Source organism: Streptomyces dengpaensis (genome assembly GCF_002946835.1).
Classification (GTDB): Bacteria; Actinomycetota; Actinomycetes; order Streptomycetales; family Streptomycetaceae; genus Streptomyces; species Streptomyces dengpaensis.
The window spans coordinates 2,720,489-2,742,091 of the sequence record NZ_CP026652.1 but is presented as its reverse complement, the minus strand read 5'-3'; the positions used below and the strand labels follow the sequence as shown (position 1 = coordinate 2,742,091).

General features: G+C 69.8%; 21 protein-coding genes and 1 pseudogene. 13 read left to right on the top strand and 9 right to left on the bottom strand.

From position 1 onward, the window contains the following. Positions 1 to 93: 93 nt before the first annotated feature. Complete coding sequence (meaB, locus tag C4B68_RS12295; RefSeq protein WP_099499966.1) at positions 94 to 1,050, top strand: methylmalonyl Co-A mutase-associated GTPase MeaB; 957 nt, start codon at positions 94 to 96, stop codon at positions 1,048 to 1,050. 141 nt (positions 1,051 to 1,191) lie between these two features. Here the strand turns inward: meaB and C4B68_RS12290 are convergent, their stop codons facing one another. Further along, positions 1,192 to 1,626 (bottom strand): PepSY domain-containing protein, encoded by a 435-nt coding sequence (locus tag C4B68_RS12290; RefSeq protein ID WP_099500040.1) that lies wholly within the window; start codon positions 1,624 to 1,626, stop codon positions 1,192 to 1,194. Between the two features lie 21 nt (positions 1,627 to 1,647). On the opposite strand from C4B68_RS12290, the pseudogene C4B68_RS44400 reads away from it, so the two are divergent. Both C4B68_RS44400 and C4B68_RS12285 read left to right on the top strand, forming a co-directional pair. Next, positions 1,648 to 1,770: pseudogene (locus tag C4B68_RS44400) on the top strand (ATP-binding protein); the annotation flags it as partial. A 157-nt stretch (positions 1,771 to 1,927) separates the two neighbouring features. Continuing rightward, positions 1,928 to 3,178, top strand: a complete 1,251-nt coding sequence (locus C4B68_RS12285) for an MFS transporter (protein ID WP_099499967.1) — start codon at positions 1,928 to 1,930, stop codon at positions 3,176 to 3,178. Positions 3,179 to 3,303: 125 nt separating this feature from the next. Here the strand turns inward: C4B68_RS12285 and C4B68_RS12280 are convergent, their stop codons facing one another. The 4 genes from C4B68_RS12280 to C4B68_RS12265 all read right to left on the bottom strand — a co-directional run bounded on the left by C4B68_RS12280 (position 3,304) and on the right by C4B68_RS12265 (position 5,952). Next, positions 3,304 to 3,780 (bottom strand): MarR family winged helix-turn-helix transcriptional regulator, encoded by a 477-nt coding sequence (locus C4B68_RS12280; protein WP_099499968.1) that lies wholly within the window; start codon positions 3,778 to 3,780, stop codon positions 3,304 to 3,306. Between the two features lie 90 nt (positions 3,781 to 3,870). Continuing rightward, the gene (locus C4B68_RS12275) at positions 3,871 to 4,671 is read right to left on the bottom strand and encodes an AIM24 family protein (protein WP_099499969.1); all 801 of its coding nucleotides are present in this window, start codon (positions 4,669 to 4,671) and stop codon (positions 3,871 to 3,873) included. Beyond that, positions 4,668 to 5,318 (bottom strand): AIM24 family protein, encoded by a 651-nt coding sequence (locus C4B68_RS12270; RefSeq protein ID WP_099499970.1) that lies wholly within the window; start codon positions 5,316 to 5,318, stop codon positions 4,668 to 4,670. The genes C4B68_RS12275 and C4B68_RS12270 overlap by 4 nt, the downstream gene beginning before the upstream one ends. A gap of 1 nt (position 5,319) precedes the next feature. Continuing rightward, positions 5,320 to 5,952, bottom strand: coding sequence for an AIM24 family protein (locus C4B68_RS12265; protein ID WP_099499971.1), 633 nt, complete (start codon positions 5,950 to 5,952; stop codon positions 5,320 to 5,322). Between the two features lie 263 nt (positions 5,953 to 6,215). On the opposite strand from C4B68_RS12265, the gene C4B68_RS12260 reads away from it, so the two are divergent. From C4B68_RS12260 to C4B68_RS12240, 5 genes are all read left to right on the top strand, one after another. Continuing rightward, positions 6,216 to 6,560 (top strand): DUF3817 domain-containing protein, encoded by a 345-nt coding sequence (locus C4B68_RS12260; RefSeq protein ID WP_099499972.1) that lies wholly within the window; start codon positions 6,216 to 6,218, stop codon positions 6,558 to 6,560. Further along, positions 6,557 to 6,850 carry an MTH1187 family thiamine-binding protein gene (locus C4B68_RS12255; RefSeq protein WP_099499973.1) on the top strand — a complete coding sequence of 98 codons (294 nt, stop codon included), beginning with the start codon at positions 6,557 to 6,559 and terminating at the stop codon, positions 6,848 to 6,850. Before C4B68_RS12260 ends, C4B68_RS12255 begins: the two co-directional genes overlap by 4 nt. Positions 6,851 to 7,042: 192 nt before the next feature. Further along, entirely contained in the window at positions 7,043 to 7,552 is a 510-nt protein-coding gene (locus tag C4B68_RS12250; protein WP_099499974.1) for a MarR family winged helix-turn-helix transcriptional regulator, read from the top strand. 55 nt (positions 7,553 to 7,607) lie between these two features. Then, a complete protein-coding gene (locus C4B68_RS12245) occupies positions 7,608 to 7,946 on the top strand; it encodes a DUF3817 domain-containing protein (protein ID WP_099499975.1) in 339 nt (112 codons plus the stop codon). Between the two features lie 117 nt (positions 7,947 to 8,063). Next, positions 8,064 to 9,764 (top strand): coenzyme B12-dependent isobutyryl-CoA mutase large subunit, encoded by a 1,701-nt coding sequence (locus C4B68_RS12240; RefSeq protein ID WP_099499976.1) that lies wholly within the window; start codon positions 8,064 to 8,066, stop codon positions 9,762 to 9,764. Between the two features lie 172 nt (positions 9,765 to 9,936). On the opposite strand, the gene C4B68_RS12230 is transcribed toward C4B68_RS12240, so the two are convergent. Further along, positions 9,937 to 10,563, bottom strand: coding sequence for a TetR/AcrR family transcriptional regulator (locus tag C4B68_RS12230; RefSeq protein WP_099499978.1), 627 nt, complete (start codon positions 10,561 to 10,563; stop codon positions 9,937 to 9,939). Positions 10,564 to 10,846: 283 nt separating this feature from the next. Here C4B68_RS12230 and C4B68_RS12225 point away from each other — a divergent pair, with 283 nt between their 5' ends. The 4 genes from C4B68_RS12225 (at position 10,847) to C4B68_RS12205 (ending at position 15,147) form a co-directional block, all read left to right on the top strand. Next, the gene (locus tag C4B68_RS12225; protein WP_099499979.1) at positions 10,847 to 11,830 is read left to right on the top strand and encodes a tetratricopeptide repeat protein; all 984 of its coding nucleotides are present in this window, start codon (positions 10,847 to 10,849) and stop codon (positions 11,828 to 11,830) included. Between the two features lie 619 nt (positions 11,831 to 12,449). Next, positions 12,450 to 13,082, top strand: coding sequence for a DUF6230 family protein (locus C4B68_RS12215; RefSeq protein ID WP_099499980.1), 633 nt, complete (start codon positions 12,450 to 12,452; stop codon positions 13,080 to 13,082). Between the two features lie 120 nt (positions 13,083 to 13,202). Further along, on the top strand, positions 13,203 to 13,823 hold the full coding sequence (locus C4B68_RS12210; protein ID WP_099499981.1) for a DUF6114 domain-containing protein: 621 nt from the start codon (positions 13,203 to 13,205) through the stop codon (positions 13,821 to 13,823). Continuing rightward, positions 13,813 to 15,147 (top strand): hypothetical protein, encoded by a 1,335-nt coding sequence (locus tag C4B68_RS12205; RefSeq protein WP_099499982.1) that lies wholly within the window; start codon positions 13,813 to 13,815, stop codon positions 15,145 to 15,147. Before C4B68_RS12210 ends, C4B68_RS12205 begins: the two co-directional genes overlap by 11 nt. 96 nt (positions 15,148 to 15,243) lie before the next feature. On the opposite strand, the gene pyk is transcribed toward C4B68_RS12205, so the two are convergent. The 3 genes from pyk to pta all read right to left on the bottom strand — a co-directional run bounded on the left by pyk (position 15,244) and on the right by pta (position 20,130). Continuing rightward, the gene (gene pyk / locus C4B68_RS12200; protein WP_099499983.1) at positions 15,244 to 16,674 is read right to left on the bottom strand and encodes a pyruvate kinase; all 1,431 of its coding nucleotides are present in this window, start codon (positions 16,672 to 16,674) and stop codon (positions 15,244 to 15,246) included. Between the two features lie 73 nt (positions 16,675 to 16,747). Continuing rightward, positions 16,748 to 17,992 carry an acetate kinase gene (locus C4B68_RS12195; protein ID WP_099500041.1) on the bottom strand — a complete coding sequence of 415 codons (1,245 nt, stop codon included), beginning with the start codon at positions 17,990 to 17,992 and terminating at the stop codon, positions 16,748 to 16,750. 47 nt (positions 17,993 to 18,039) lie between these two features. Then, positions 18,040 to 20,130, bottom strand: coding sequence for a phosphate acetyltransferase (pta, locus tag C4B68_RS12190; RefSeq protein ID WP_099499984.1), 2,091 nt, complete (start codon positions 20,128 to 20,130; stop codon positions 18,040 to 18,042). Positions 20,131 to 20,529: 399 nt separating this feature from the next. On the opposite strand from pta, the gene C4B68_RS12185 reads away from it, so the two are divergent. Next, positions 20,530 to 21,555 (top strand): ATP-dependent 6-phosphofructokinase, encoded by a 1,026-nt coding sequence (locus tag C4B68_RS12185; RefSeq protein ID WP_099499985.1) that lies wholly within the window; start codon positions 20,530 to 20,532, stop codon positions 21,553 to 21,555. The last annotated feature ends 48 nt before the right edge of the window (positions 21,556 to 21,603 follow it).

The following is a 21,603-nucleotide window of genomic DNA, read 5'->3' as shown; positions in this document are numbered from 1 at the left end:
GATTCCGTACGGCTCGGATTCCGTACGGCTCGGATTCCGTACGGCTTTGATCCCGTTCGACACTGATTCTGTACGACTCTGAACGGAGCTGTGATGCAGGACGTCTCCTCGCTGGTGGCCCAGGCCAGGGAAGGACGGCCGCGGGCGGTGGCCCGGCTGATCTCCCTGGTGGAGGGGGCGGCACCACAGCTCCGTGAGGTCATGGCGGCGCTGGCGCCCCTGACCGGCAACGCGTACGTGGTCGGGCTCACCGGCTCCCCGGGCGTGGGCAAGTCGACGTCGACCTCGGCGCTGGTGACGGCGTACCGGCGCCAGGGCAAGCGCGTCGGCGTGCTGGCCGTGGACCCGTCGTCCCCCTTCTCCGGGGGCGCGCTGCTCGGCGACCGCGTCCGCATGTCCGAGCACGCCTCGGACCCCGGCGTCTACATCCGCTCGATGGCGACCCGAGGACACCTCGGCGGACTCGCCTGGGCGGCGCCCCAGGCGATCCGCGTCCTGGACGCGGCGGGCTGCGACGTGATCCTCGTCGAGACGGTCGGTGTCGGCCAGTCCGAGGTCGAGATCGCGTCCCAGGCGGACACGTCGGTGGTGCTGCTGGCCCCAGGCATGGGCGACGGCATCCAGGCGGCCAAGGCCGGGATCCTGGAGATCGGCGACGTGTACGTGGTCAACAAGGCAGACCGGGACGGTGCCGACGCCACCGCCCGCGAGCTCAACCACATGCTGGGCCTGGGCGAATCCCGGGCGCCGGGGGACTGGCGGCCGCCGATCGTGAAGACCGTCGCATCCCGGGGCGAGGGGATCGACGAGGTTGTCGAGGCCCTGGAGAAGCACCGGGCGTGGATGGAAGAACACGGCGTCCTCGCCGAACGCCGCCTGGCCCGTGCCTCCCGAGAGGTGGAGACCATCGCGGTCACGGCCCTGCGCGAACGGATCGGCGACCTGCACGGCGACCGCCATCTGGACGCCCTGGCCGAGCGCATCGTGTCCGGCGACCTGGACCCGTACCGAGCGGCGGACGAACTGGTGGCGAGCCTGACAGAGGGCTGACGCGCAGTCTCCTTGGCCAACTCCCGGACCGCGTTGGTCCGGAGCGGCCGTGCTGCTGACGGCGGCCCTGGCCGTGGGGAGGGTCGCCCCTCCCCACGGCTCCACGGCTCAGGAGGCCGTGCCTGACGTGCGACGGCTTCGTCAGTCGTCGTCGCGGTCGTCGCGGTCGTCGCGGTCGTCGTGGTCGGCGTCGTCACCGCCGCGCTGGTCGTCCGCGTCGTCGTGGTCCTGGGTGACCTTGCCCGTGCGGACGTCGACCTTCCACTCGCCCTTCGTGGTCTCCACGTTCCAGGCCAGGGCGCGGCTGTCGTCATCGTCGTCGAGGCCGACCTCGGTGACCGTGCCCTTGGCCGCGCCGGCCAGCGCGGCCTCGCGGGCGTCGACACGGGCATCCCTCAGCGCGGAGCGCTCGTCGCGGTCGTCGTCATCGTCGTCGTCACGGTGGGCGCCGAGCACCTTTCCGGTGTCCGGGGCGACCTTGACGGCGTACTCGGCGCCGTCGCCCTTCACGACGTCCACCTCCCACACTTCAGCGTCTTCGTCCTCCCGGTCGTCGGAGACGGCGGTGCTCGGCATGTGCTTCAGCACGGCGGCGATGGCCTCGGCAGCGGCCTCTCCATCGCCCGCGATGTCGCCGTACGCCACGGCGGCACGCTCACGGTCCGGGACGCGCCGGCAGGCGGAGCCGAGTTCGAACTCCGCCTGCCGCTCGCCCAATAGGCGCCACGTGGTCGATCCCCCGCTGGTAGGTTGAGCCGCATGTTCCTCCTCTTGGCATAGGGCCCGCCCAGGCCCGCGACGGCCAGGCAGCACTCGGCTGCACCGTCGCGGCACTCAGGCGTCCCCTGACCCGCCTCGCTGTTGAGGAGCCCTTTCCATGTCTGCGTCACCTTCGCGGCCCTCGTACGCCGCGCTCTTCCGCATCCCCCATACCCGCCGCACCTTCATCGCCGCCCTGACCGGCCGGCTGTCGTACGGCATCGTCTCCCTGGCCATGATGCTGACGGTGACCCGGGCCACCGGGTCGTACGCGGTGGCCGGCACGGTCATGGCGCTGTTCGGCGCCATGAGCGTGTTCCTGTCGCCCGCGCGGGCGGCCCTGATCGACCGGTACGGCCCCCGCCGTGCCCTCCTCCCGATGGCCTCGCTCTACGCGGGCCTGCTCGCGGCCTTCGCGGCGGCGGCCTGGCGGCCGGGAGCGCCGGCGGCGGCGCTCGGCGCGCTGGCGGTCACCGCGGGCACCTGCACACCGCCCCTCGGCCCCACGATGCGTGCCGTGTGGGGCGAAGTCGTCGAGGACAAGCTGCTGTTGCAGCGCGCGTACAGCCTGGACGGCGTCGCGGAGGAGATCCTCTTCGTCTCGGGGCCGCTGCTGGTGGGCGCGGTCGTGCAGTGGGCGCCCCCGGCCGCCGCAGTCGCGCTCAGCGCCCTGCTGGTGTGGACCGGAACCGTCGCGTTCGTCCTGTCGCCGGTCGTGGCGGGCGTATGCCCGACCGGCGCTCAGCGTCGCACCCGCGCCGGACGCCGGCTGCGGGGAGGGCGCGCGCTCGTGCAGCCCGTCGTCGTCGCGGCGGGCGTCGGCCTGTCCCTGGGGGCCATCGACCTCCTGGTGATGGCCTTCGCCGAGCAGCGCCGTCACGGGGACGACGTGGTGGCCTGGGTGCTCGCCGCACTGTCGGTGGGCAGCGCGCTGGGCGGCCTGCTGAACGGCGCGGTCGACTGGCGCACCTCCGCGCGGGTACGGCTCCCCCTGCTGGCCGGCGGCCTGGGCCTCGCCCTGTTCGCCGCGGGCCTCGCGCCCGGCCTCGGCACGCTGATCGTCGCCGTGGCCTGCGCGGGCTTCTTCGTCGCCCCGGCCCTGACGACGTCCTACCTGATCGCCGACGAGGCGGCCCCGCCCGGCTTCCGCACCCAGGCGGGTGCCTGGGTCAACACCGCCGTGAACGCGGGGAATTCGGGTGGCGCCGCGGCGGTGGGGATCCTCGTGGGCCACCTGTCCCTGGGGCTGTGCTTCGCGATCGCGGGGGCGGTGGCGATGACGGCGGGCCTGCTCTCCGTACGCGTCGGACGCACCGCGCACGCGGAGCGCGAAGCCCCCGAGAAGACCGCGGAACCGAGCCGCGTCTGATCAGCTGCCCCGCGCCCCGGCAGGGGCGCGGGGCAGTGACACTCGCTCCCGAACCGCGAACCGCGAGCGAACGGCGAACCGCGAGCGAACGGCGAACCGCGAACGGCGAAAAAAACCGCGAACCGCTACGCCTTGCCTCGCTGCCCCCGCAAATGATCGGCGATCGGCGTCAACGACTTGTGCAGGTCCTCCAAGGCCTCCGGCGACAGCAGATCGATGAAGTGTCTCCGCACCGACTCCACATGGTGCGGCGCGACCTTCTTCATCGTCTCCAGGCCGTGATCGGTGAGGACGGCGTACAGTCCCCGCCGGTCGGACTCGCAGTTCTCGCGGCGCACCAGATTCGCGTTCTCCATGCGCGTGATCTGGTGCGAGAGGCGACTCTTGGACTGGAGGGTGGCGGACGCGAGGTCGCTCATGCGCATCCGTACGCCCTCCGATTCGGAGAGGTTCACCAGGATCTCGTAGTCGTTCATCGTCAGTCCGAACGGCTGCAGGTCCCTCTCGAGCTGGTACGTCAACAGCCTGTTGACCTCCAGGTGGGTGCGCCAAGCGCACTGCTCCGCATCGGTCAGCCAGCGCGTGGCCGTCTCGGTCTCCATGAATGAAGTCTACCTAAAATGTTGAAAGGCGAACTAGTGAGTGGTGTGACTGTGCGCACGCGTTCGATGTCACACTCCGCAGACTACCGCTCACAGCCCGAAGCGACGCTGGAGGTCCCCCAGCTGTCCGGGAAGGCGCGGTGTGCCGGACTGCTGTCCGTACTGACTGGGTACCCCGCCCGGGCCGGGTACTCCCGCCTGCTGCGGGACCGCTCCCGTGGCCTGCTCGGCCATCAGGGTTTCGGTGGACTGGAGCAGCACCGTGCCGGCCCCCACGAACTCGAACTGGTGCTCCTCTCCGGAGGCCCCGCCGAGGCCCGTCATCGCACGTAGACCGCCCATGACACCTGTCATGTAGCCGTGGTCGTAGTGATGGCACGGAGAGGGGCAGTCGGCCCAGCCGACCAGGGCCTGTGGGTCCACCCGGATCGGGGGTTCCATGAACACCACCGGACCGTTGGACGTGGCCACGAACTTGCCGGTTCCGATCAGGGTCAGAAAGCCCGGCACGATCGACTGCTTGAGCGAAAGACTTGGCTGAAAAGCGAGCAGGTTGCCCGAGCGAATGGTCAGGTTGCCGTTGTCCAGGTCGTACGAATTCACGTCGAAGGCCCGGTCGGCGAGGAGCATCTTGCCCGTGCCCTCCGCCACGACCCAGTCGCTCGCGTGCAGAGGCGAATGGAACGACGTACGGACGAGGCGGTCGAGCCGGCCGTGTCCGATGCCGTTGAAATCCATCGACCCGTAGTAGGCGATCATCTTGCCCTTCTGCAGGAACCACTGGCTGCCCCTGAGCTCCACGCAGAAGGTGTAGTTGTTGACGTTGTCGTCGACCGGCAGCGTCATCGGGTCGTAGATCACCGGGCCGCCGGGAGTTCCGTACGCGCTCACAGCTTCTCCTCCGAGGCCTGGACGTACACCGCGCCACTGCCGCTCAGCTCCAGCTGGAACGCCTCGCCCGAGCCGCGGCCCACCATGTCGCGCCAGCCCAGCGCCGTGGACAGCTTGTTGCGTACGTCGCCGTGGTGGGCGACGTACGCCTGCGGGTCGACATGGACCGGGCGCTGCGGGGCGATCGGGACCTCGATCACACCCCCGTGCGCCATGACGGCGACCGCGCCATGACCCTTCAAGGTGGTCGTGAAGAGCCCCTGACCGGTCACCTGGCCGCGCACCATGCCCATCACGCCGCCCTGCGCGCCCAGGAACATCGTGCCCTGCTGGAGTGTGCCGTCGAAGGCGAGCAGCCGGTCCGCCTCGACGTACAAGGTGTCGCCCGTGAGGTTGATCACCTGGACGTGATGGCCGCCGTGCCCGAAGAGCACCGTGCCGGAGCCCTCGACAGTCATCAGCGGGGTGGCCTCGTTGGCAAGGCGGCGGCCGATCATGGACATCACGCCGCCCTGGCCGCCGTGGATGTCGGGTGTGAAGGAGACCTCGCCCTTGTAGGCGAGCATCGCGCCGCGCTGGCTGAACATCCGCTGGCCCGGCAGCACCGTGGCCTCGACCATCTTCGAGTTCACCTCACGGAACGGCATGTCAGACATCCCCCGCGATCGTGTTGCGCTCACTGGGCTGCACGTAGACCAGGCCGTCGCCCTCGAAGCGGATCTGGAACGCTTCGCCGCCGCCCTCCCCGAGCAGCGTGCGGAACGTCACACCGGACTGGAAGGACTGCCGCACATTGCCCTGGTGCGCGATGTACGCGCCCGGATCGACCGTCAGGGGGTACTCGGAGCTCACCCGCAGCACCACCGCCGGGCCGTCGGACGTGATCGCGGCCTGGCCGTGCCCCTCGACGGTGGTGGTGAACAGCCCGTTGCCCTGCGAGGCGCCCCGCAGACCCGTGAAGGTCGTGCCCGTCCGCAGTCCCGCGTCCGTCGCGAGCAGATTGCTGGACTCCACGTAGAGCTTGTCCCCTTGCAGACTGACGAGGTTGATCTCGGAGGCCCGGTCCGCGAACCAGCAGGTCCCGTGCCCCTTCACCTCCATCACCGTCATCTGCTCGCCGGTGATGCGCCGGGTCACCATCCCCCGTATGCCCTCACCGCCCCCGCTCAGCTTCTTGAAGGCCATCTGGCCGTCGTACGCGACCATCGAGCCGTTCTTCGCCTTCACGGCGTCCCCGGTCATCTCGACGGCCAGCACCTTGCTGCCTTGAAGTCGGAACATCGCCACGCTTGCGAAGGTAGCCGCCGACCGGGGTCACCAACAGAGCCTTCGGGATGATCCGGACCCTTAGGACACCCTGAGACGCGCTGCGGGAACCCCGGGAGGACATGCGGACAACCTGAGACGCCCTGCAGGGGGCCTTGCGACACCCTGAGACCCCCTGCCCGGGTGGCAGGACCTCAAGTGCCACAATGGCCCGACGCTTGTGCTTGTGTTCACAAAGCGGCATCCCCCGACAGCGAAACTCTCACCGAAGGTGACCCGTGGACATAAAGACCGCCGCCGCGCTCCGCCGCCTCCGCCTGGTCTCGGCCCCCGAGGCCGTCTCCTTCCTGCTGCTGCTCGTCTGCTCGGTCCTGAAGCGGACCACGGACTTCAACGCGGTGCCCGTCATGGGCGCGATCCACGGCGTCCTCTTCATCCTGTACGTGATCTTCTGGGCGGACGCCTGGAACCGCGCCAAGTGGAGCGCGGGCACCGGCATCCTCTACCTCGTCCTCTCCGTCCTGCCGACCGGCGGCTTCTTCGCCGACCGCAAGCTCAAGCGCGAGGCCGAGAACGCGGTCATCGCGTCCCGCGCCCGCAAGGAAGGGATCGTGAACGCGTGATCGTCGCCTTCTCCGTGACGCCGCTGGGCGTCGGCGAGGACGTGGGCGAGTACGTCGCCGACGCCGTCCGAGTCGTCCGCGAGTCGGGCCTGCCCAACCGCACGGACGCGATGTTCACCTCGATCGAGGGCGAGTGGGACGAGGTGATGGACGTGGTCAAGCGTGCCGTCGCCGCCGTCGAGAGGCGCGCGCCGCGCGTCTCGGTCGTCCTGAAGGCGGACATCCGCCCCGGGGTGACGGACGGTCTGACCTCCAAGGTCGAGACGGTGGAGCGGCACCTGTCGGCCTGATTTCCAGCCCGTCCGGCGTTTGAGGACGAGCGCGAAGCGCGGTACGGGGGTCTGGGGGGCGGGGCCCCCGGGTACGGGACGGGCAGGGGCGGAGGGGGCGAAAAACGTCCGCAGCCGCCCCCGGCCCGGCGGTCGGGACCGAAAGGCGAGACAGGGCTGACCGCGATATGACCGGCCGGTAAGGTCGTTGCCGTGCCGAAGCCGCTCAGTCTTGCCTTCGATCCGATCGCCCGCGCCGACGAACACTGGAAGCAGCGCTGGGGATCCGTGCCGTCCATGGCCGCGATCACCTCGATCATGCGCGCGCACCAGATCCTGCTCGCCGAGGTCGACGCGGTCGTCAAACCGTACGGACTGACCTTCGCGCGATACGAGGCGCTGGTCCTGCTCACCTTCTCCAAGGCGGGCGAGCTGCCGATGTCCAAGATCGGCGAGCGGCTCATGGTGCACCCGACGTCGGTCACCAACACCGTGGACCGGCTGGCGAAGTCCGGGCTCGTCGCCAGGCGGCCCAACCCCAACGACGGGCGCGGCACGCTCGCCTCCATCACCGAGAAGGGCCGCGAGGTCTGCGACGCGGCCACCCGCGACCTGATGGCCATGGACTTCGGACTCGGGGTGTACGACGCGGAGGAGTGCGCGGAGATCTTCGCGATGCTGCGGCCGTTGCGGATCGCCGCGCAGGACTTCGAGGACGAGTAGCCGAGAGGCGGGGGCGCGCGAAGATCGCGCATAAGGGGTCGATACGCTCGTTTCCATGAAACGAAGCGTGCTGACCCGCTACCGCGTCCTGGCCTACGTCACCGGCGTTCTGCTGGTCCTGCTGTGCCTCGGCATGATCGCCAAGTACGGGCTGGATGTGAACGGCGCCGCCGACGTCACCCGTGTCGTGGCCATCGCGCACGGCTGGCTGTACGTCGTCTACCTGGTCTTCGCCTTCGATCTGGGCTCCAAGGCGAAGTGGCCGGTCGGCAAGCAGCTGTGGGTGCTCCTGGCCGGGACCATTCCCACGGCCGCCTTCTTCGTGGAGCGCAAGATCTCCCGGGAGCTGGAGTCCAAGGTCGCGGACACCTCTCCCGCGGTCGCCAAGGCGTAATCACCGCCGTAGCGCCGGGTACCACCGGGGTACCGCCCTCGTACCACCGCCGCCGTACGGCAACGTACGGCGGTTTGCCATCGACATTTACTAGGACGTCCTAGTAAATTCATGGGTATGGACGCTGACGCCATCGAAGAGGGCCGCCGACGCTGGCAGGCCCGCTACGACGCCTCGCGCAAGCGCGAGGCCGACTTCACCACGCTCTCCGGCGACCCCGTGGAGCCGGTGTACGGTCCCCGGCCCGGGGACACCTATGAGGGCTTCGAACGGATCGGCTGGCCCGGGGAATACCCCTTCACCCGCGGGCTCTACCCGACCGGCTACCGAGGGCGTACGTGGACCATCCGGCAGTTCGCCGGGTTCGGCAACGCCGAGCAGACCAACGAGCGCTACAAGATGATCCTCGCCAACGGCGGCGGCGGACTGTCCGTCGCCTTCGACATGCCCACGCTCATGGGGCGCGACTCCGACGATCCCCGCTCGCTCGGCGAGGTCGGCCACTGCGGCGTCGCGATCGACTCGGCGGCCGACATGGAGGTCCTGTTCAAGGACATCCCGCTGGGTGACGTCACGACGTCGATGACCATTAGCGGGCCGGCCGTTCCGGTCTTCTGCATGTACCTGGTCGCGGCCGAGCGGCAGGGTGTCGATCCGTCCGTGCTCAACGGCACGCTCCAGACCGACATCTTCAAGGAGTACATCGCGCAGAAGGAGTGGCTCTTCCAGCCCGAGCCGCACCTCAGGCTCATCGGGGACCTGATGGAGCACTGCGCGTCCGAGATCCCCGCGTACAAGCCGCTGTCCGTCTCCGGCTACCACATCCGGGAGGCCGGGGCCACGGCCGCGCAGGAGCTGGCGTACACGCTGGCGGACGGTTTCGGGTACGTGGAGCTGGGTCTGTCGCGCGGCCTGGACGTGGACGTCTTCGCCCCGGGGCTGTCCTTCTTCTTCGACGCGCACGTCGACTTCTTCGAGGAGATCGCCAAGTTCCGGGCGGCGCGGCGGATCTGGGCCCGCTGGATGCGGGATGTGTACGGGGCACGGTCCGAGAAGGCGCAGTGGCTGCGGTTCCACACGCAGACGGCGGGTGTCTCGCTGACCGCCCAGCAGCCGTACAACAACGTCGTCCGTACGGCCGTGGAGGCGCTCGCGGCGGTCCTCGGAGGTACGAACTCGCTGCACACCAACGCGCTGGACGAGACCCTCGCCCTGCCGTCCGAGCAGGCCGCCGAGATCGCCCTCCGTACGCAGCAGGTGCTGATGGAGGAGACCGGCGTCGCCAACGTCGCCGATCCGCTGGGCGGATCCTGGTACGTCGAGCAGCTCACCGACCGGATCGAGGCCGACGCGGAGAGGATCTTCGAGCAGATCAAGGAGCGGGGGCTGCGGGCGCATCCCGACGGGCGGCACCCGATCGGGCCGATCACCTCCGGGATCCTGCGGGGGATCGAGGACGGGTGGTTCACCGGGGAGATCGCGGAGTCGGCGTTCCAGTACCAGCGGTCCCTTGAGAAGGGGGACAAGCGGGTGGTGGGGGTCAATGTCCACCATGGCTCGGTGACCGGGGATCTGGAGATTCTCCGGGTCAGTCACGAGGTGGAGCGGGAGCAGGTGCGGGTGCTCTCCGGCCGCAAGGCCGGGCGGGAGGAGGCGGTCGTTCGCGCCGCCCTCGATGCGATGCTCGTGGCTGCGCGCGACGGGTCCAACATGATCGGGCCCATGCTGGACGCCGTGCGGGCCGAGGCCACGCTCGGCGAGATCTGTGATGCCCTCCGGGAGGAGTGGGGGGTGTACACGGAGCCGGCGGGCTTCTGAGGGCTTTCTTCGCCCCCTCCGCCCCTGCCCTCCCCCACTCTCGGCTTCTCCCCCAGTGCCTTAAGGGCCTGGGAGGTACCCCCAGAGCGGGGGGACCCCCATCGTTCCTGGGGGCTGCCGCCCCCAGACCCCGCATCGGCCTGAACGGCCTCGTCCTCAAACGCCGGACGGGCTAAGAATCAGCGCCCGCCCCCGTCAGGCCCACCAGCAGCACCCTGGTGAAGCTGCGGACCCACTCCTCGTCCGCGGGTTCGGCGCTGACGAGGGTGCGGTGGACCACCGTGCCGGCGACCACGTCGAAGATCAGGTCGACGGTGCGGGCGGCGGCCGCCGGGTCGGGCTCCGGGGGGAGTTCGCCGCGGGCTGTGGCGCGGGCGCGGCCCTCCAGGACGAGGCGCTTCTGACGGTCGACGACCGACGTGCGGATGCGTTCGCGCAGCGGCTCGTCGCGGGTCGACTCGGCCACCACCGCCATCAGGGCCGTTTTCGCCTCGGGCCGGCTCAGGATCGCCGCGAACTGCAGCACCACGCCCTCGATGTCGGCGGCCAGGCTGCCCCGGTCGGGGAGCTCCAGCTCGTCGAAGAGGACGGCCACCGCGTCGACCACGAGTTCGTTCTTGCCCGCCCAGCGGCGGTAGAGGGTCGTTTTGGCGACCCCGGCGCGGGTCGCCACGTCGCCCAACGTCAGCTTGGACCAGCCCAGTTCGACCAGTGCCGCGCGCGTCGCCTCCAGGATCGCGGCGTCCGCGGCGGCGCTGCGCGGGCGCCCGGTACGGGGGGCGGTAGTGCGACTCTGCATGTCAGGACCCTATCCGGCGGGGTGGTGCGCGGCGGTGGGGTGGCTCTGTGAGGGAGATCACCGGGAGGTGGCGTCCATCGGTGCCCCCCGGCAGTTACGCTACGGGTCGTAGCGAAAGCTGGCGCACCCTCTGTGTGCGTGAGCGACAACCACTGGCGCCAGGTGGGGACCCGGCGCCTGGCATGGCTTTTGTCCTGCTTCACGGCCTTGACGGCCGGGGGTCCGGGGGGCGCCCCCGGGGTGATGCCGCCACGCGTGCGCGCGAAAGGGGGAGTATGTACTCATGCAGCCACGGAACATGTCCATGAGCGGAGTCGTCGACCTCGCCGCGGTGAAGGCGGCCCAGGAGGCCAAGGCGAAGGCGGAGCAGGCGCGCGCCGAAGCGGCCAGGCGGGGCGGCGGGAGTGGGAGCGGGGCCGTGTCCCCCGCCAGTCTCGTCATCGACGTCGACGAGGCGGGTTTTGAGCGCGACGTCCTGCAGCGTTCCAACGAGGTGCCGGTCGTCATCGACTTCTGGGCCGAGTGGTGCGAGCCCTGCAAGCAGCTGAGCCCGGTCCTCGAGCGGCTGGCCGTCGAGTACAACGGGCGCTTCGTCCTCGCCAAGATCGACGTCGACGCCAACCAGATGCTGATGCAGCAGTTCGGGATCCAGGGGATTCCGGCTGTGTTCGCCGTCGTTGCCGGGCAGGCGCTGCCGCTCTTCCAGGGGGCGGCCGGCGAGGCCCAGATCCGCGGAACCCTCGATCAGCTCGTGCAGGTCGCCGAGCAGCGCTTCGGCCTCACCGGCCTGACCGTCGACCCGGACGCCGAGCCCGGCGCCGCGCAGGCGGCGCCCGAGGTGCCGGCGGGACCGTACGACGCGCTCCTCGAAGCCGCCGTACAGGCCCTGGACGCGGGCGACTTCGGCGGTGCCGTCCAGGCGTACAAGAACGTACTGGGCGACGACCCGGGCAATACGGAGGCCAAACTGGGCCTCGCCCAGGCCGAGTTGCTCCAGCGGGTGCAGAGCCTCGACCCGCAGCAGGTGCGCAAGGACGCCGCCGGCAAGCCCCGTGACGTACAGGCGCAGATCGCCGCCGCCGACCTGGACTTGGTGGGCGGGCATGTCGAAGACGCCTTCGGGCGGCTCATCGACACGGTGCGGCAAACGGCGGGCGACGACCGTGATGCCGTACGGCTGCGGCTGCTCGAACTGTTCGAGGTGGTCGGGGCCGAGGACCCGCGCGTGGCCACGGCGCGGCGGGCGTTGGCGCGGGCGTTGTTCTGACCTGTCGCTAAACGCCGGGGCCTGTGATGCCCGGGTGAAACATTGGCCGAGGGAGCGACATGCGGCCGCGCTTTGCCAAATCTTGGTAAACGCGGCCGCTGTTACTGGGAGTAAGTCGAGGGCGTTGATCTGTCGGATTCCGTCCAAGGATCAATGGTTTTGTTCCGCACCAGGTGACACCCTCCGTCGTCGACCGATACCGATGGGTCGTTGTTCGGTTATCCGGTCGTTACTAGTCGGTAACGAACCCCCTTGTGCGGGCGGCGAGAATGCACCACGATCGGCGACGCTCGGTCCATTCCCGTCCCCCGACAACCAGTTGGGCCAACGGGTTTTCAGGGTCCCCACCGAGTAGAGCCGGCGGCAGTGGCGGCGGCTCTTGGACAGGGGGGTCTTTGCCGTTCGGCAGAGCCTGTCCAGCAGGTTGTGCGTGATGTGTGTCAGGCGCGACCAGTGGTTGTCGCTCGGGGGTGATCGCCGGTGACTCGGGCGCTGTTCGCGCCTCCGAGTACGGGCGCTCTCCTTCCCGAGGACGTAGCACTTCTCCCATCCCTGCCCGGCTGAGCCGTCGACATGGGGCAGTCAGGGCCAGGAGATGTACGTCCGAGAAGGAGGAAATATGGAGTCCCAGGTGCGTGGCGGGACCAGATGGAAGCGGTTCGCGGTCGTGATGGTGCCCAGCGTGGCCGCCACGGCAGCGATAGGTGTCGCCCTCGCGCAGGGCGCTCTCGCCGCGTCGTTCAGCGTTTCCGGCCAGTCGTTCAAGGTGACGGCGGACCGGCTCGACGGTACGGGCTTCTCTCAGTACGGAGCCATTGACTCGGGTTACACCCTCAAGGGCGAGAAGACGGCGCACCCGGTGGCCGTCTCCGCGTTCAAGTCGGCCAGTATCCAGGGCATGTGCCAGTCCGTGGTCACCCCTGACGTCCCGTTCATCGGGTCCGTCAGCCTGATGCTGAAGGCCGGCGGTGGCAGCACCCCGGTCAAGGCCGAGAACCTGTACATCGACGTCGAGGAGCTCGAGGCCGACGCGACGTTCCGCAACATCGACATCGGTGTTGCCGCCAAGGACGCCAGCAAGGGCCCGGGCATCGCCAAGGGCGACACGGCGAACCCGTACGGCTTCGCGCAGCAGGCCGACTCGGCCACGCTGACCGACGTCAAGCAGACGGCGTGGGCGACCACCGCCGGCACGTTCAAGCTCAGCGGCCTGAAGATGTCGCTGTCCAAGGGCGTCAAGGAGTGCTACTAGGCACTCCAGGGGCGGGCGAGGAGGCCCCGGCTGCCTTGCCCGCCCCGCTCTTTCCCCTGTGACGCGTGCTCGCGTCACGCGTACTTCTCACAGCAAAGCCGTTCCAGGGAGCCTTTTTCCATGAGCGCCGCATCACCCGGGCAGAACGAGCACTACCTCACAGTCTTCCGGCGGCACTTCCGCACCTGGAGGGGTGATCGCCCGTTCTGGGCCGGCCTGTTCGTCCTGCTCGGCGGATTCCCCATCGCCTACTTCCCGTACGCGAACCTCCAGCTCGGCCATCTGACGCTGGCCATGTCGACCACCGCGGGCGCGGGCTCCCTGATCATCGGCGTCCTGCTCGTCGTGCTGGGCGTCAGCCTCTGGTTCCAGAAGCACGTGCGGACGTTCGCCGGTGTGGCGGCGATCCTCCTCGCGCTGGTGTCCATCCCGGTGTCCAACCTGGGCGGCTTCCTCATCGGCTTCCTGTTCGCCATGATCGGCGGCGCGATGGCGGTCTCCTGGGTTCCGGGAGAGCCCGCCGAGGAGCAGCGGCCCGCGCCGGCTCCCCGCAGCGAGGCGCCGGAGCCCGTCAGCGACGTGCCGGCCCCCCACGGCGATGCGTCGGATCCCCTCAGCAAGGGTGAGGCCTCCGAGAGCGCGGCCGCCGGGCCCGCGGCGGCGAACGGTGTGGGCGAGCCGAACGATCTGTCAGGAACGAGCCCGAGCAACGGGGCGAACGGGAGGCAAAGTGCCGGCTGACGAGGTGACCCACGGGACTGAAGTGGATGAGTCCCGTGTGAGAACCGGGCCGCGCCACGCGGCCCCCAGGAAGCCGCTGTTCACCAGGTTCCACGTGCCGGCCGGCAAGGCGATCGCGCTGGCCGCGATGCCGACAGCGGTCCTCATGGGGATGGGGCTCACACCGACGCTCGCGCAGGCCAAGGACCAGCCGACCTCGAAGAGCCTCACGGCCGACGAGTACCAGGCGTGCGTCGAGGCCATCGAGGGTGCGGAGGACGGCAAGGACGCGTCGGACACGGCGTCGCCCTCCGCCTCCGCGTCGGCCGACGCGAGCGAGCCCGCGGACCAGCCGACGCCGGCCCCCTCGGCGTCCTCGGGCGCGTCCTCTTCGCCGGATTCAGGTTCCGACGACGAGGCGACGCCCGCGCCGTCCGCGTCCTCCTCGTCCTCCGCGCCGTCCGCGGGTACGTCGAACCAGCCGTCGGGCGGCGGTACGTCGAGCGGTACGTCGGCCACCCCGGCCCCCTCGGCGTCCGCGAGCGACGGCAACGTGCTGGAGGACATCGGCAACGCGATCGGCGACGTCCTCACCGGCGGCGAGTCCTCCGCGAGTCCCAGCCCCACGCCGTCCGCTTCCGCGTCCGCGTCCCCCTCGGAGAGCGCGAGCAAGGACACGCCCGACAGCGGCTCCGGCACCGTCGAGGACACGGCCGACAAGGTCACCGAGACGGTCGAGGACACCGTCAAGGACGCCACCGACACGGCGTCCGAGGCAGCCTCGGACGCCCAGGACGCGGTCACGAAGGCGGCCGAGGAGGCGGCCACCGCGTCCCCCAGCCCCTCCGCGAGCTCCACCGTGGACCCGTCGGACTGCCCTGTCGCGACCGACGAAAAGGGCGGCATCGACAACCCGGTGACCCTGCCCGACGACCCCTGGTACCTGGACGCCAGCTCCCTGCTCCTCAAGGGCGCCGACTACCAGGGCATCGTGAAGGTGAAGACCGCCAACGGCACGGTCAAAGACGTCCTGAAGTACGTGATATCCGACGGCACGGACATCGGCGATCTGCACCAGACGGTGAAGGACAAGCAGTCCGGCAAGACGTACCACGTGCAGGCGGCGAGCGGCTCGACGTCGACGATCCGCGACGGCGAGACGGTCATGTACACCGAGAGCATCTCGGGCAACCTGCTCGGTCTGGTCCCGGTCACGTTCAGCCCGGAAAACCCTCCGCCGCTGAACATCCCGCTGATCTACTTCACCAAGGTGAAGGTCGTCCAGGCCGGCCAGTTCGGCGGAACGCTGACCGTACCCGGGCTGCACTCGTACCAGACGGACTGAGCGCCCACCGGAGCCCGTCCGGGAGCCGCAACAAGCTGAGGGCGCCCCCTGCGAACAGGGGGCGCCCTCAGCGGCGTATCAGGGCGTCCTGGCGTATCAGTCGCGCTCTCCGCCGCCCAGGTGGTGCACCCGGACCATGTTGGTGGTGCCGGGGACGCCGGGGGGCGAGCCGGCGGTGATGATGACGATGTCGCCGTCGTTGAACCGCTTGAGCTTGACCAGCTCCTGGTCGACCAGGTCGACCATCTCGTCGGTGCTGTTCACGAACGGCACGATGTGCGACTCCACGCCCCAGCTCAGCGTCAGCTGGTTGCGGGTGCCCTCGTCCGTGGTGAAGGCGAGGATCGGCTGGGACGCGCGGTAGCGGGACAGCCGACGGGCGGTGTCACCGGACTGGGTGAAGGCGATCAGGCCCTTGCCGCCGAGGAAGTCGGCGATCTCGCAGGCGGCGCGGGCGACCGAACCGCCCTGCGTGCGCGGCTTCTTGCCGGGGACCAGCGGCTGCAGGCCCTTCGACAGAAGCTCCTGCTCGGCCGCGACGACGATCTTCGACATCGTCTTCACGGTCTCGATCGGGTACGCGCCCACGCTCGACTCGGCCGACAGCATGACCGCGTCCGCACCGTCCAGGATCGCGTTGGCGACGTCGGACGCCTCGGCGCGCGTCGGGCGGGAGTTGGTGATCATCGACTCCATCATCTGGGTCGCGACGATCACCGGCTTGGCGTTACGGCGGCACATCTCCACGAGGCGCTTCTGCACCATCGGGACCTTCTCGAGCGGGTACTCGACGGCCAGGTCGCCACGGGCCACCATGACGGCGTCGAACGCGGCGACGACGCCCTCCATGTTCTCGACCGCCTGCGGCTTCTCCACCTTGGCGATGACGGGGACCCGGCGGCCCTCCTCGTCCATCACCTTGTGGACGTCCTTCACGTCGTTGGCGTCGCGCACGAAGGAGAGGGCGACCATGTCGCAGCCCATCCGCAGGGCGAAGCGCAGGTCCTCGATGTCCTTCTCGGACAGCGCCGGTACGTTCACGGCCGCGCCGGGCAGGTTGATGCCCTTGTGGTCGGAGATCACGCCGCCCTCGATGACGACCGTCTTGACCCGCTGACCGTCGACCTCGACGACCCGCAGCTCGACGTTGCCGTCGTTGATGAGGACCTGGTCGCCCTTGGAGACGTCACCGGGCAGGCCCTTGTAGGTCGTGCCGCAGATGCTCTTGTCGCCGGGTACGTCCTCGGTGGTGATGGTGAACTCGTCACCGCGCACCAGCTCGACGGGACCCTCGGCGAAGGTCTCCAGCCGGATCTTCGGGCCCTGGAGGTCGGCGAGCACACCGACGGCCTTGCCGGTCTGGGCCGAGGCGGCCCGGACGCGGTCGTACCGCCCCTGGTGCTCGGCTTGCGTGCCGTGGCTGAAGTTGAAGCGGGCGACATTCATGCCGGCTTCGATCAGCGCGACGAGTTTCTCGTGGGAGTCGACCGCGGGGCCGAGAGTACAGACGATTTTCGAACGGCGCATGGGGCGATCCTATCGGTTTGTTTCGCTACGGAATATTCCGTCTGGCGGAAGATACGAATGAGCGCCCATGGGCTCAGTCGTCGCTCTTTCCGACCAGCGCATACGTCTGTGTGGCGATCTCCAGTTCCTCGTCCGTCGGCACCACGGCGACCGCGACCCGCGCGGACCGCGGCGAGATGAGCCGCGACTCGTCACCGCGTACGGCGTTCAGGTCGCTGTCGACCGCGAGCCCCAGCCCCTCCAGGCCCGCGATCGCGGCCTCGCGCACCGGGGCGGCGTTCTCGCCGACCCCGGCGGTGAAGGCGATGGCGTCCACCCGGCCGAGGACCGCGTAGTAGGCGCCGATGTATTTCTTCAGCCGGTGGATGTAGATGTCGAAGGCGAGCCGGGCCTGCTCGTCACCCTCGTCGATACGGCGGCGGATCTCCCGCATGTCGTTGTCGCCGCACAGACCGATCAGGCCGCTCTTCTTGTTGAGCAGAGTGTCGATCTCGTCCGTGGACATCCCGCCGACGCGCATCAAATGGAAAATGACCGCGGGATCCATGTCACCGGACCGTGTTCCCATCACGAGCCCCTCCAAGGGCGTGAGCCCCATGGAGGTGTCGACGCAGCGGCCGCCCTGTACGGCGGACGCGGAGGCGCCGTTGCCGAGGTGCAGCACGATGACGTTGACGTCCTCCGGCGCCTTGCCGAGGAGCTTCGCGGTCTCCCGGGACACGTACGCGTGCGAGGTGCCGTGGAAGCCGTACCGGCGGATGCGGTGCTCGTCGGCGGTCTTCACGTCGATCGCGTAGCGCGCCGCCGACTCCGGCATCGTCGTGTGGAACGCGGTGTCGAAGACGGCGACCTGGGGGAGGTCGGGGCGCAGCGCCATGGCGGTGCGGATGCCGGTGAGGTTCGCCGGGTTGTGCAGCGGGGCGACCGGGATGAGCCGCTTGATCTCCGCGAGGACGGCGTCGTCGATGACGATCGGGTCGGTGAAGTGCATCCCGCCGTGCACCACCCGGTGGCCGATCGCGGCCAGCTCGGGGGAGTCCAGGCCGAGCCCGTCCTGGGCCAGCTCCTCGGCGACGGCCTTGAGGGCGGCGTCGTGGTCGGCGATGGGGGCGATCTGCTCGCGGGACTCCCCGCCGGTCAGCGGCGTGTGCTTGAGCCGGGAGGTCTCCTCGCCGATCCGCTCCACCAGGCCGACCGCGAGGCGAGTGCTGTCCCGCATGTCGAGCAGCTGGTACTTCACCGACGAGGAGCCGGAGTTGAGGACGAGGATGCGACTGGCAAGGGGGGCCGAGCGATGGGGGTCCCCCCAGGCGTCCAGCTCTGAGGGATCGTCGGGCAGGGCGGAGGTGGGAGACGGGTGGGCGCTCACTGCTGGGAAGCCTTCTGCTCGTGGGTCTGGGCCTGGATCGCCGTGATGGCGACGGTGTTGACGATGTCCTGGACGAGCGCGCCGCGGGACAGGTCGTTGACGGGCTTGCGCAGGCCCTGCAGGACCGGGCCGACGGCGATCGCGCCGGCCGAGCGCTGCACGGCCTTGTAGGTGTTGTTGCCGGTGTTGAGGTCCGGGAAGATCAGCACGGACGCCTGCCCGGCGACCTCGGAGCCCGGCAGCTTGGTCGCCGCGACCGTCGGCTCGACGGCGGCGTCGTACTGGATCGGCCCCTCGATCCTGAGGTCGCCGCGGCGCTGCCGCACCGATTCGGTCGCTTCGCGCACCTTGTCGACGTCGGCGCCGGAACCGGACGTACCCGTCGAGTACGACAGCATCGCGATCCGCGGCTCGACGCCGAACTGCTCGGCGGTGGCGGCCGACTGGATGGCGATGTCGGCGAGCTGCTCGGCGTTCGGGTCGGGGTTCACGGCGCAGTCGCCGTAGACGAGGACCTTGTCGGCCAGGCACATGAAGAAGACGGACGACACGATCTTGGCGTCCGGCTTGGTCTTGATGATCTCGAAGGCGGGCCGGATGGTCGCGGCCGTGGAGTGCACCGAACCAGACACCATGCCGTCGGCGAGGCCCTCCTGGACCATCAGCGTCCCGAAGTAGTTCACGTCCGAGACGACGTCGTACGCCAGCTCCTCGGTGACGCCCTTGTGGGCGCGCAGCAGGGCGTACTTCTCGGCGAAGGAATCCCGCAGCTCGGAGGTCTGCGGGTCGATGAGCTGGGCGTCGCCGAGGTCGATGCCGAGGTCGGCGGCCTTCTTGCGGATCTGTTCGACGGGCCCCAGCAGCGTCAGGTCACAGACACCGCGGCGCAGCAGCACCTCGGCGGCGTGCAGGACGCGCTCCTCGGTGCCCTCGGGCAGCACCACGCGGCGCTTGTCGGAGCGGGCCTGCTCCAGGAGCTTGTGCTCGAACATCATCGGGGTGAGCCGGTCGCTGCTCGGCGCCGAGACCCGGTCGAGGAGGTCGCTGGTGTCCACGTACCGCTCGAAGAGGCCGAGCGCGGTCTCCGCCTTGCGGGGCGTGGCCGCGTTCAACTTTCCCTCCAGGCCGAAGAGTTCGGCCGCGGTCGGGAAGGAGTTCCCGGCCACCGAGACGACCGGGGTGCCGGGCGCGAGGCGGGCCGCGAGGGTGAGGATCTCCTCGCTGGGCCGCTCGTTCAGGGTGAGCAGCACGCCGGCTATCGGGGGAGTGCCGGCGCTGTGCGCGGCGAGCGAGCCGACGACCAGGTCGGCGCGGTCGCCGGGGGTGACCACCAGGCATCCGGGGGTCAGCGCGTTCAGGAGTTTCGGCAGCATCGCGCCGCCGAAGACGAAGTCGAGCGCGTCACGGGCGAGCCCCGAGTCGTCGCCGAGGAGCACCTTGCCGCCGAGGGCGTGGGTGATCTGCGCGACCGTGGGCGCGGAGAGCGCGGGCTCGTCGGGCAGGACGTAGCAGGGCACGGGCAGGCGCGCGTCGAGCCGCTCGCGCAGCTCCGCCCGGTCGGCCGGTGTCACCCGGTTCACGACCATGGCGAGGACGTCGCAGCCGAGGCCGTCGTACGCGCGGTAGGCGTTGCGCGTCTCGGCCCGTACGGACTCGGCGGTCTGGCCCCGGCCGCCGACGACCGGGATGACCGAGGCGCCGAACTCGTTCGCGAGGCGGGCGTTCAGCGCGAGCTCGTCGGGGAACTGGGTGTCGGCGTAGTCGGTGCCGAGGACGAGGACGACGTCGTAGTCCCGCGCGACCGCGTGGAAGCGGTTCACCAGGGAGGAGACCAGCTCGTCCGTGCCCTGCTCGGCCTGGAGCGTGGACGCCTCGTGGTAGTCCAGGCCGTATACCGTCGACGGGTCCTGCGCCAGCCGGTAGCGGGAGCGGAGCAGCTCGAACAGCCGGTCCGGGCCGTCGTGCACGAGCGGACGGAACACCCCCACCCGGTCGACCTGTCGGGTCAGAAGCTCCATGACCCCCAGCTCGACGACCTGGCGGCCGTCGCCGCGGTCGATCCCGGTCACGTACACGCTGCGGGTCACGCGTGCTCTCCGTTTCCTCGCTCTGGATGGCTTTTATACTTTTTGGGGCGCGGAAAAATAGCCCGCCTAGGTGGGCGGAACGCTCTTGACAATACCTCTGCGGGTGGATAAGGCGCCCGTCAGTGTCAAGGCCCCGAGCGTAGACCGGGGCGGGGCTCCGAGGGCAGACCGGGACGGGCCCCGCGCGCGGGCCGGGCGGGGCGTCGAGGGCAGACCGGGGCATTCCTCGCGCGCCGGCCGGGGCGTCCTCGCGGGCAGACAGGGGCGGTCCCCGCAGGCGGACAGGGGCGGTCCTCGCGGGCGGAAGGGGGCGGACGGTGCGGAAGCGACGCTCCCGATGAGCCGTGAAACAATCGGATCGGCTCACCGGTACCAACAGCGAGCAGGAGACACAGCACGATGCGCATCGGAGTTCTCACCGCAGGCGGCGACTGCCCGGGCCTGAACGCAGTGATCCGGTCGATCGTGCATCGAGCGGTCACCAACTTCGGGGACGAGGTCATCGGCTTCGAGGACGGCTACGCCGGCCTGCTCGACGGCCGCTTCCGCAACCTCGACCTGAACGCTGTCAGCGGCATCCTCGCCCACGGCGGCACCATCCTCGGCTCCTCGCGGCTGCAGCGCGACCGGCTCCGCGAGGCCTGCGAGAACGCGCAGGACATGGCGCGCGAATTCGGCATCGACGTGCTGATCCCGATCGGCGGCGAGGGCACCCTGACCGCCGCCAGCATGCTCTCGGACGCGGGCCTGCCGGTCGTCGGCGTCCCCAAGACGATCGACAACGACATCTCCTCGACCGACCGCACCTTCGGCTTCGACACCGCGGTGGGCGTGGCCACGGAGGCCATGGACCGGCTGAAGACGACGGCCGAGTCCCACCAGCGTGTGATGGTCGTCGAGGTCATGGGCCGGCACGCCGGCTGGATCGCCCTGGAGTCCGGCATGGCGGCCGGTGCCCACGGCATCTGCCTGCCCGAGCGCCCCTTCGACCCGGCCGACCTGGTGGCGATGGTCGAGGACCGCTTCGCGCGCGGCAAGAAGTTCGCGGTCGTCTGCGTCGCCGAGGGCGCCCACCCCGTCGAGAGCACCATGGACTACGGCCACGGCGAGATCGACCAGTTCGGCCACGAGCGCTTCCGGGGCATCGGCACGGCCCTCGCGTACGAACTGGAGCGCCGCCTCGGCAAGGAGGCCAAGCCGGTCATTCTCGGCCACATCCAGCGTGGCGGCACGCCGACGGCGTACGACCGCGTGCTCGCCACCCGCTTCGGCTGGCACGCCGTCGAGGCCGCGCACCGCGGCGAGTTCGGCAAGATGACGGCGCTGCGCGGCACGGACATCGTGATGGTGCCGCTCGCGGAGGCGACCACGGAGCTGAAGACGGTCCCGAAGGACCGGATGGACGAGGCGGAGTCGGTCTTCTGACCACCTGGTGCGTCCCTCTGGTGGGAGGCGGTACGGGACGCCAGGATG

Bases quoted from the DNA above. Each gene is read 5' to 3' on its own strand.
- meaB (WP_099499966.1), top strand. From the start codon at position 94: ATGCAGGACGTCTCCTCGCTGGTGGCCCAGGCCAGGGAAGGACGGCCG.
- C4B68_RS12290 (WP_099500040.1), bottom strand. From the start codon at position 1,626: ATGCCGAGCACCGCCGTCTCCGACGACCGGGAGGACGAAGACGCTGAA.
- C4B68_RS12285 (WP_099499967.1), top strand. From the start codon at position 1,928: ATGTCTGCGTCACCTTCGCGGCCCTCGTACGCCGCGCTCTTCCGCATC.
- C4B68_RS12280 (WP_099499968.1), bottom strand. From the start codon at position 3,780: ATGGAGACCGAGACGGCCACGCGCTGGCTGACCGATGCGGAGCAGTGC.
- C4B68_RS12270 (WP_099499970.1), bottom strand. From the start codon at position 5,318: ATGCCGTTCCGTGAGGTGAACTCGAAGATGGTCGAGGCCACGGTGCTG.
- C4B68_RS12265 (WP_099499971.1), bottom strand. From the start codon at position 5,952: ATGTTCCGACTTCAAGGCAGCAAGGTGCTGGCCGTCGAGATGACCGGG.
- C4B68_RS12245 (WP_099499975.1), top strand. From the start codon at position 7,608: ATGAAACGAAGCGTGCTGACCCGCTACCGCGTCCTGGCCTACGTCACC.
- C4B68_RS12240 (WP_099499976.1), top strand. From the start codon at position 8,064: ATGGACGCTGACGCCATCGAAGAGGGCCGCCGACGCTGGCAGGCCCGC.
- C4B68_RS12230 (WP_099499978.1), bottom strand. From the start codon at position 10,563: ATGCAGAGTCGCACTACCGCCCCCCGTACCGGGCGCCCGCGCAGCGCC.
- C4B68_RS12225 (WP_099499979.1), top strand. From the start codon at position 10,847: ATGCAGCCACGGAACATGTCCATGAGCGGAGTCGTCGACCTCGCCGCG.
- C4B68_RS12215 (WP_099499980.1), top strand. From the start codon at position 12,450: ATGGAGTCCCAGGTGCGTGGCGGGACCAGATGGAAGCGGTTCGCGGTC.
- C4B68_RS12210 (WP_099499981.1), top strand. From the start codon at position 13,203: ATGAGCGCCGCATCACCCGGGCAGAACGAGCACTACCTCACAGTCTTC.
- pyk (WP_099499983.1), bottom strand. From the start codon at position 16,674: ATGCGCCGTTCGAAAATCGTCTGTACTCTCGGCCCCGCGGTCGACTCC.
- C4B68_RS12185 (WP_099499985.1), top strand. From the start codon at position 20,530: ATGCGCATCGGAGTTCTCACCGCAGGCGGCGACTGCCCGGGCCTGAAC.